We start from the raw sequence: 6666 nt of genomic DNA on the forward strand, positions 1-6666 counted from the left end.
TCGTGCTCGGCGAGGGCGTCTCGTGGCAGGAGCCCGTCGGGGCACTCATCGTCTTCCTCGGCATCCTGCTCGCCCAGAACCGGCTGCGCCTGCGGCGTTGAACGACGAACGGGGTGGATGCCGCGGCATCCACCCCGTCCACGGGAAGGCGATCAGGCCTGCAGCGAGCCCTGCAGGTCGAGCTCGATGGTGACGTCCTTGCCGACGAGGACGCCGCCGGTCTCGAGGGCGGCGTTCCAGGTGAGGCCGAAGTCCTCGCGGTTGATGACCGTCTTGGCGGTCGCGCCGGCCTTGTAGTTGCCCCACGGGTCGTTGCCGAAGCCGCCGAAGTCGAAGTCGAACGTGACCGGCTTGGTGATGCCGCGGATCGTCAGGTCGCCGTCGACGAGGAACTTGTCACCCTCGAGGCGCACGCCGGTGGAGACGAACTCGATCGTCGGGTAGGTCTCGGTGTCGAAGAAGTCGGCGCTGCGAAGGTGCTGGTCGCGACCCTCGTCCTTGGTGTCGATCGAGGTGACGTCGACGGTGGCGGTGACCTTCGCCTCGAGCGGGTTCTCCGGAGCCTCGATGGTGGCGGCCTTGACGCCGAAGGTGCCGCGCACCTTCGAGATCATCATGTGGCGCACCGAGAAGGTGACCTCGCTGTGCGAGGGGTCGAGGACCCAGGTGCCGGCCTTGTAGCCGGGGAGTTCGAGCGTCGTGTCGGTCATGTCATCTCCATGTGGATGGTCGCGCGGATCGCGATGTCTGGCGGGTGCAACCACCATCCTGCAACATGCATTCCCAAGAATGGAAAATTCCTGATGACGGCGTCACGAACAACGGATGCCCCGCCCCCACCGAGGGGACGAGGCATCCGGATGTCTCGAGTCGGATCAGGCGACGGCGAGCAGATCGATCACGAAGATGAGCGTCTTGCCGCCGAGGAAGTGCCCACCGGCGGGGCCGTACGCGAGGTGCGGCGGGATGACGAGCTCACGGCGTCCGCCGACCTTCATGCCGGGGATGCCGTCCTGCCAGCCCTGGATGAGGCCACGCAGCGGGAACTGGATGCTCTCGCCACGACCCCACGAGGAGTCGAACTCCTCACCGGAGGTGAACTCGACACCGACGTAGTGGACGGTCACGGTGTCGCCGGGCTTGGCCTCCGCCCCGTCGCCGACGATCAGGTCGCGGATGACGAGGTCGCTCGGGGCGTCACCCTCAGGGGCGTCGATCTCGGGCTTGGTGCGGTTGTCAGTCATGACTCCATCCAAGCACGCGCGACGCCGCGGCGCGCGGGTGTGACATATCGGCCCACCCTTGACAGGTCCGGCGACTCGGGGCATCCTGACACCAGACCTACTCAGCGCTCGGGAGACACGCAGGCATCGCCGCGGCACCGGGCGCTGAGTCTGTGCGGGGCACCGGATCGGATGCGCTCACGTCGCGAACAGCTCCGCTCGGGCGGCGCCGATCCGATCCAGGTGGCTCCGCTCGTCCGCGACATCGAGGGGGTTGCGCCGATTCACCACCCGCTGGCGCACAGCTGCGAGGACACTCGCCTCACGGATGAACATGCGCATCGCACGACGACGATCCCGCGGGAATCCGGAGGCCCACGCGACGGCCGCGCGTCGGCCCGACGCCGTCGAGAGCATCTGGGCCTCGCCAGGCGTGAACCAGCCCGCCGCCGCATACTCGGCGATGCGCCCTCTGGCCGCGCTCGCCTCCGCTCGTCGCAGCAGCACGACGACGGTCACGAATGCTGCGAACAACGGCACCTGGACGACGATGAACAGCCCGAGTGCCGCAAAGCCGCCCAGGGCAGTCGATGCGTTCCAGACCATGTGGAGCACGATCGCGACGAGAAGCCCGAGCACCCACGCCGCGCTCACGCCGCGCAGCCGCATCCCGCGACGCGCGGCCAGGCCCAGCGCGAAACCTGTTGCCGCCGTGAACATGAGGTGCGCGAACGGGGTCACCACGCCGCGGGCGACGAACAGGATCCCGGCGTACATGGCCCCGCCGTCGGCGATGGCCTCCCCGAAGTACGTGATGTTCTCGCTGAAGGCGAACCCGGCGCCGACCGCCGACCCGTAGACGACGCCGTCGAGCGGACCGTCGAAGGCCCGCCGCGCGCAGAGGAGGACGAGCAGCACCCCCAAGCCTTTCGCCACCTCCTCCACGATCGGCGCCTCGACGATCAGCATCAGCTCGTATTCCGGCCGGATGTCCAGGACGACGAAGACCACCTGCACACCGAGCGCGATGAGTACAGCGACGCCCGCACCCCACAGCACGGCGAAGACCCGCAGACTTCGCGGCTGCCGGACCTCACGATCGACGGCTCGCACCGCCTCCAACGTCCCCACCAGCGGAACGGCGGCGAGCGCAGCGGCGACCACCGACGGGACGATGCCGACGAAGACGAGCAGATACGCCCCGACCGCCGCGACGGCCAGCGCTGCGAGAGCGAGCGCCCACCACCGGGCCCGACGTCCACGAGACGAGGGGATCCGCGCATCGATCGCTGGCGGCGCAGCCAGGATCGCCTCTCCGGGCTCCGCTTCGACCCCGATGAGCGGAGTGGCCTCGGTCAGGTTTCGGTCATTCTGATCGCCGCCAGCATCCCCCATCGCCCCAGCCTAGAGGCGGGACCGCACTAGCCTGGAGAGATGCGTTTCGCCCACGTGCTCCACCCGGCGGCGACGGAGCCCCGACTCGTTCTCGTGCGGGAGGATGACGCCGTCTACGTCGATGAGCTGTTCCCCGGCGCCCCGACCCGCCTGTCCGAGCTCGTCGCCGGCGGCGATGACGTGCTCGCCCGCATCGCCGCCGCGGCGCCGGCCGCGCCGGCGACCTCGCTCGAGGGCGTGGCGTTCGCATCGGCCGTCGACGATCCGCCGGTCATCCTTGCGGTCGGCCTGAACTACGCCGCCCACTCAGGCGAACTCGGATTGAAGACGGATGCCACGCCCACGGTGTTCGTGCTCTGGCCCAACTCCCTCGCGGGACACGAGCAGACCACCTCCTGGCCCCGGTCGCTCAGCGAGTCGGTCGACTACGAGGCCGAACTCGGTGTCATCATCGGCCGGCACACGAAGGACGTCGCTGCCGCAGACGCCCTCGACCATGTGTGGGGGTACACGGTCGTCAACGACATCACGGCCCGGGACATCCAGTTCTCGGAGGCCCAGTGGAGCCGGTGCAAGTCGTTCGACGGCTTCACCCCCACCGGCCCCTACGCGGTCACCCGCGACGAGATCCCCGACCCGCAGGACCTCCACATCTGGACGATCGTCGACGGCACAACCGTGCAGGACGCCTCGACCGGGCAGATGGTGCGGTCGGTCGCGACCCTCATCGCCCAGCTCTCGCAGTCCGTGACCCTGCTGCCCGGAACACTCATCTCGACCGGCTCGCCGGGCGGGGCCGGCTACTCGCGCGATCCGCAGATCTTCCTGCGCGATCGCTCCACTGTCACGGTCGGCATCGACGGCATCGGCGCCCTCACGACGCACTGCCGCATGACCGACTGACGCGGCAACCGCTCCCACACGACGAACGGCCGACCCCGAGGGGGCCGGCCGTTCGTCGATGCGGTGTCAGTTGCAGGTGATGGTCACACCGTTGACATCGTGGATGCCCGTGCCGAGCGTCGCGCACTGCTGGAGCAGCGCGGCGGCGGCCGCCGCACCGACCGCCGCGACGATGATGGCCACGATGATGCCGAGCACGATGAAGATGATGCTCAACGTCAGCGCCACCGTGGAGGGCGTGTTCTTCACACCGGCGCGCTTGGACTGCACCTTTGCAACGATCGCAAGGATCAGGCCGACCACGGGCATGATGATCGCGAACACGATGGCGACGATGCCGAGCGTGCGGCCCGGCTGCTCGACGGCGGCGGCGGGAGCCGGCGGGGGCGGCGGGGCGTACTGCGGTTCGGACATGGGATCCCTCTCAGGGTCGATACAAGAGCGCCACTGCGTGACGCTACCGTGACGATATCGGTTCCTGAGTGTTAGCCGAAAGAGGCGCGACGTCGAGTCAGCCGACGGGCGGAACCGGCGCGTCCTCGGGCGCGATGACGGGGATCGCGGCGGTGATCGTCTGCAGCCCCGACAGGCGGGCGGGTGACAGCTGCTTGGTCACCTCGTCGCGCGACATCAGTCCCGCCTCGACGACGAGGTCGGCGACGTTGCGCCCTGTCATGAGTGCCGTCTTCGCGAGCGCCGCCGCGGCCGCGTAGCCGATGTAGGGCGTGAGCGCAGTGATCACGCCCACAGAGGCACCGACCATCGCACCGAGGCGGTCGCGGTTCGCGGTGATGCCCTCGACGCAGTTGACGCGCAGCGTCCACATCGCCTGACGCATCCACGTGAGCGACTGGAAGATCGAGTGCGCGATGACGGGTTCGAAGGCGTTCAGCTGCAGCTGCCCCGCCTCGACCGCCATCGTGACCGTCATATCGGCGCCGACGACGGAGAAGGCGACCTGATTCACGACCTCGGGGATCACGGGGTTCACCTTGCCCGGCATGATGCTCGAGCCGGCCTGCCGCGCGGGCAGGTTGATCTCGCCGAGTCCGGCCTGCGGACCTGAAGAGAGCAGACGCAGGTCGTTGCAGATCTTCGAGAGCTTCACCGCGTTGCGCTTGAGTGACGCGGAGAACGACATGAAGGCGCCCGTGTCGCTCGTGGACTCCACGAGGTCATCGGCGGTCGCGAGGTCGAGGCCGGTGATCTCACGCAGGTGGTGGAGCACCGCCGCCGCATACCCGGGATGGGTCGTGATGCCCGTGCCGATCGCCGTCGCGCCCATGTTGATCTCGTACATGAGGAACGCGTTCTCGCGGAGTCGGTTGTAGTCCTCGCCGAGGGTCGTGGCGAAGCCGTGGAACTCCTGCCCGAGCGTCATCGGCACCGCGTCCTGCAGCTGAGTGCGGCCGACCTTCAGCACATCGTGGAACTCCACGGCCTTGTCGAGGAACGACTGCCGCAGGTTGGCCAGCTCGTCGAGGAGGCTTCGGAGCGTCAGCGAGAGACCGATCTTCACCGCCGTCGGGTAGACGTCGTTCGTCGACTGACTGCGATTGGTGTCGTCGATGGGCGACAGGAACGCGTAGTCGCCGCGCTCACGACCCGCGAGTTCGAGCGCGATGTTGGTGATGACCTCGTTCGCGTTCATGTTCGTCGACGTGCCCGCGCCGCCCTGGATCACACCGACGACGAACTGGTCGTGGAAGTCGCCGTCGATGACCCGCTGCGCAGCGCGGTCGATCAGGTCGGCCTTGGCCGGATCGAGCACCCCGATGTCGGCGTTCGCGCGCGCCGAGGCCTGCTTCACCATCGCGAGCGCCGTGACGAGGTCCGGGTAGACGGAGATGGGGCGCTTCGCGACGGGGAAGTTCTCGAGAGCGCGCGCGGTGTGGATGCCCCAGTAGGCGTGGCCCGGGATCTCCATCGATCCCAGCGAGTCCGTCTCGGTGCGGGTGTGGGTATGCGTCGTTGCATCGGTTGCCATGGGGTGTCCTTGTGGGTGTGATCACGGCTGAAGGTGGATGCCTCGAGCCTAATCGCGCGCTCAGCGCTTGCGAGAGAACTGCTCCAGGCGTTGCGCGGGATCGAGCGCGGCCATGCGTGCGAGCCATGCCTCGTCGAAGTAGTCGCCGGCCTCGGCCCCGGCGACCGGCACGACCGAGTGGGTGATCGTGTCGGCGTAGACGTGCACGAGGTGGAACGACTGCCCGGCGTCCATACCGTTCACCTTCGCCGCCGGAGCGGCGAGATCCATCGTGTAACAGGTCGCCGCGGCCACGCTCACGGGCACACCCGCGAACGTGCCGTGCGTCGAATAATGCAGATGTCCGGCGAGGATGCCGCGCACATCCGTTCCGGCGACCACCTCGGCGAGCGCCGGCTGGTCGCGGAGCTCCAGGATGTCGAACAGCGGAACGTGGCTCGGCAGCGGCGGATGGTGGAGGGCGAGAAGGGTGCCGAGCGGCGCGGGGTGCGCGAGCAGATCGCGCAGCCACGAGAGCTGCGCGTCGCCGAGCTCGCCATGGTGCCACCCGGGCACGGTGGAGTCGAGCGCGATGAGCCGGAGGCCGCCGAGGTCCCAGACGCCCGTCACGGGCTCCTCCGTGGGCGCGGCGTCGAGCAGCCCCGCACGCAGCGCCGGTCGTTCGTCGTGGTTGCCCGCGACCCACACGACGGGGGCGGCCAGGCGCGCCGCGAACGGTTCGACGACCGCTCGCAGCGACGCATACGCCTCGGGCTCGCCGAGGTCGGTGAGGTCGCCCGTGATCACGATCGCGTCCGGCGCGATGCGCATCGCGTCGATGCGCGCGAGGGTCGCGGCGAGGTTCGCTGACGTGTCATACCGACCGCCGAGAGGACGGTTGCCGGCGAGGAAGTGCGTGTCGCTGAGATGGATGAGCGTGCGCAGCGCCGGCGGATACTGACCGAGGGAGACGGAGCTCATGCCCCCAGCGTACGCACGGCGACCGACGCGCGGTCGGCCGCGGGCGCGGCGGGCTGGGATACCGTGGGCAGGGTGACCGATGCGTCCGCCGCTGCCGCGGCATCCGTTCCCCCCGTCGCCCCCCGTCGAACCCACGTGCGCACCCACCACGGTGATGCGGTGGACGATCCGTATGAATGGCTGCGCGCCAAGGACGAC

General features: G+C 68.9%; 7 protein-coding genes. 1 reads left to right on the top strand and 6 read right to left on the bottom strand.

The window, feature by feature from the left end; translation table 11 throughout:
* Positions 1–152 precede the first annotated feature (152 nt).
* The 3 genes from ABT08_RS12395 to ABT08_RS12405 all read right to left on the bottom strand — a co-directional run bounded on the left by ABT08_RS12395 (position 153) and on the right by ABT08_RS12405 (position 2618).
* Positions 153–710 carry a YceI family protein gene (locus ABT08_RS12395; RefSeq protein ID WP_045246170.1) on the bottom strand — a complete coding sequence of 186 codons (558 nt, stop codon included), beginning with the start codon at positions 708–710 and terminating at the stop codon, positions 153–155.
* A 165-nt stretch (positions 711–875) separates the two neighbouring features.
* Positions 876–1244, bottom strand: a complete 369-nt coding sequence (locus tag ABT08_RS12400; protein WP_045246168.1) for an FKBP-type peptidyl-prolyl cis-trans isomerase — start codon at positions 1242–1244, stop codon at positions 876–878.
* 177 nt (positions 1245–1421) lie between these two features.
* Positions 1422–2618 (bottom strand): PrsW family intramembrane metalloprotease, encoded by a 1197-nt coding sequence (locus ABT08_RS12405; RefSeq protein WP_288115149.1) that lies wholly within the window; start codon positions 2616–2618, stop codon positions 1422–1424.
* A 39-nt stretch (positions 2619–2657) separates the two neighbouring features.
* On the opposite strand from ABT08_RS12405, the gene ABT08_RS12410 reads away from it, so the two are divergent.
* Positions 2658–3521, top strand: a complete 864-nt coding sequence (locus ABT08_RS12410; RefSeq protein ID WP_288115151.1) for a fumarylacetoacetate hydrolase family protein — start codon at positions 2658–2660, stop codon at positions 3519–3521.
* A 66-nt stretch (positions 3522–3587) separates the two neighbouring features.
* On the opposite strand, the gene ABT08_RS12415 is transcribed toward ABT08_RS12410, so the two are convergent.
* The 3 genes from ABT08_RS12415 to ABT08_RS12425 form a co-directional block, all read right to left on the bottom strand.
* Positions 3588–3935: a hypothetical protein gene (locus ABT08_RS12415; protein WP_045246165.1), complete on the bottom strand. Its 348-nt coding sequence runs from the start codon at positions 3933–3935 to the stop codon at positions 3588–3590.
* Between the two features lie 97 nt (positions 3936–4032).
* Positions 4033–5508: an aspartate ammonia-lyase gene (locus tag ABT08_RS12420; protein WP_045246163.1), complete on the bottom strand. Its 1476-nt coding sequence runs from the start codon at positions 5506–5508 to the stop codon at positions 4033–4035.
* A gap of 60 nt (positions 5509–5568) precedes the next feature.
* Complete coding sequence (locus ABT08_RS12425; protein ID WP_288115153.1) at positions 5569–6468, bottom strand: phosphodiesterase; 900 nt, start codon at positions 6466–6468, stop codon at positions 5569–5571.
* Positions 6469–6666: the final 198 nt, after the last annotated feature.

Source organism: Microbacterium sp. SCN 71-21, from assembly GCF_001725695.1.
Taxonomy (GTDB): Bacteria; Actinomycetota; Actinomycetes; order Actinomycetales; family Microbacteriaceae; genus Microbacterium; species Microbacterium ginsengisoli.

Coding starts and splice junctions, on each gene's coding strand:
- ABT08_RS12395 (WP_045246170.1), bottom strand. CDS start 710: ATGACCGACACGACGCTCGAACTCCCCGGCTACAAGGCCGGCACCTGG.
- ABT08_RS12400 (WP_045246168.1), bottom strand. CDS start 1,244: ATGACTGACAACCGCACCAAGCCCGAGATCGACGCCCCTGAGGGTGAC.
- ABT08_RS12405 (WP_288115149.1), bottom strand. CDS start 2,618: ATGGGGGATGCTGGCGGCGATCAGAATGACCGAAACCTGACCGAGGCC.
- ABT08_RS12410 (WP_288115151.1), top strand. CDS start 2,658: ATGCGTTTCGCCCACGTGCTCCACCCGGCGGCGACGGAGCCCCGACTC.
- ABT08_RS12415 (WP_045246165.1), bottom strand. CDS start 3,935: ATGTCCGAACCGCAGTACGCCCCGCCGCCCCCGCCGGCTCCCGCCGCC.
- ABT08_RS12420 (WP_045246163.1), bottom strand. CDS start 5,508: ATGGCAACCGATGCAACGACGCATACCCACACCCGCACCGAGACGGAC.
- ABT08_RS12425 (WP_288115153.1), bottom strand. CDS start 6,468: ATGAGCTCCGTCTCCCTCGGTCAGTATCCGCCGGCGCTGCGCACGCTC.